1 protein-coding gene is annotated in these 1,556 nt (G+C 55.4%); it reads left to right on the top strand.

Annotated elements, in window-relative coordinates:
• Positions 1 to 36: 36 nt before the first annotated feature.
• Positions 37 to 1,556: glycosyltransferase (locus tag ACFWF2_RS33575; RefSeq protein WP_379311504.1), on the top strand; the 1,520-nt coding region annotated here is incomplete at its 3' end.

Genomic DNA, 1,556 nt, shown 5'->3' with positions numbered 1-1,556 from the left:
GCTTAGGGAGCTGGAAGTCGCAGCAAGGTTGTCCCCGTGCAGTCCAGGCTGAAAGTCTGCTTGCTCGCCAGGTATCCTCCATCCGAAGGAGGGGTAAGTGCCGGGTCGTACTGGCTCAGCCGATGGTTAGCAGAGGTCGGCTGTGAAGTGAATGTAATCACAAATGGCACCGAAGCCGAGATCTCTGAACGGCTTTATGTCCCGACGGGCGATGGGTTCGCTCAGCCTACTGAGACATCGAGGCACGGTGCGGTTCGCGTGTTCGCCACGGGCGAGCCCGCGAACTTGTGGCGTGGCTACCATCCGTACGCGAACCCCTTTGTGACGAAGATCGCTGCGCTTGCGACTGACGTAAGTGATCGATATGGGTGCGACTTTATTCTTGCGAACTATCTTGAGCCGTTTGGTGTGGCCGCTAGCCTCGTAGCATCCTGGTTGGACAGACCATACGCCGTTCAGCACGCTGGCAGCGACGTGTACCGGCTGGCTACGAGCGAGGACCGACGATCCGGTTATAGGAGAGTGCTCGACAACGCATCCTTTATTCTCGGCACACCCCAAATTGCTGCCGAATGGGCGGCGACAGGCATAAATCGAAGCAAATTTATTCCAGGCATGCCTCCCTATGTTCCTTCGCACTTGTTCAGGCCGAGCGGACCTGCGCTCGACGCGCTCGCCCTTCTCGATGAGATCTCGGAGACGCCGTTCGCGTCGCCAATCGCGGGCTACCGCCATAATGACGCGGTTCCCACAGTGGGAGTCTATGGGAAGCCCGGCCGACGTAAAGGCACATTCGAACTTGTGGAAGCCATGATCCAACTTGCTGCAGAAGGGCATGAGTTCAACTTCTTACTGATGATCGGGACCGGAGGCACAACTGCTCACGCAGTTGCAAGGCGCTTTAATGAGGCAGGATTGTCTCAGAGAGTTGCCATTCTGCCATTCTTGGTACATTGGAGGGTGCCAGAATTCATCCGAGCATGCAATGTCGTATGCTATTTGGAGAATAGTTTTTCTATCTCGGCGCATCGACCCATGATTCCTCGGGAAGTCGCTATGTGCGGCCGCGCTCTGATGCTGAGTGCCGAAGTGGCGGACTATCAGCGTACGCGAAAACCAATTGCACACGGCGTGAATGCCATATTGGTTGAAGATCCGACTGATATTCTGGAGCTCAAGCGTCGGCTGGCGCGGTTGCTCGGCGATCCCTTGCTCATGTCGCAGATCGGTTCTAATGCAGAAGATTTATACAGGCATTTCGATCCCGTCGTTTGGTCCGAAGATCTGGTGGCGCAGATGACGACGGCCATTGAAGAAAGGTCGGAAGGTGGCACCATGTCGCTTTATGAGTTTCAGCGCATATGCGCGAGGCTGTACACTTCGCAGCAGTATCGTTCTAGCTTCGAAAGCCACGGCAAGGCTACTTTAGGTGACACCGATCTAACCGACTCCGAGCTGTGCTCCTTGCTTGAGATCAGAGATACACTCCTCCCGAAACTGGATAGGTTCGCTCGCAGTCTCACCGCGAAGAAATTTATCGCTCTTTGGAGCAAGCT

It is taken from the genome of Nocardia sp. NPDC060259 (genome assembly GCF_042728775.1).
Taxonomy (GTDB): domain Bacteria; phylum Actinomycetota; class Actinomycetes; order Mycobacteriales; family Mycobacteriaceae; genus Nocardia.
The sequence above is the reverse complement of the archived record's forward strand: the minus strand, read 5'-3'. Positions and strand labels throughout refer to the sequence as shown.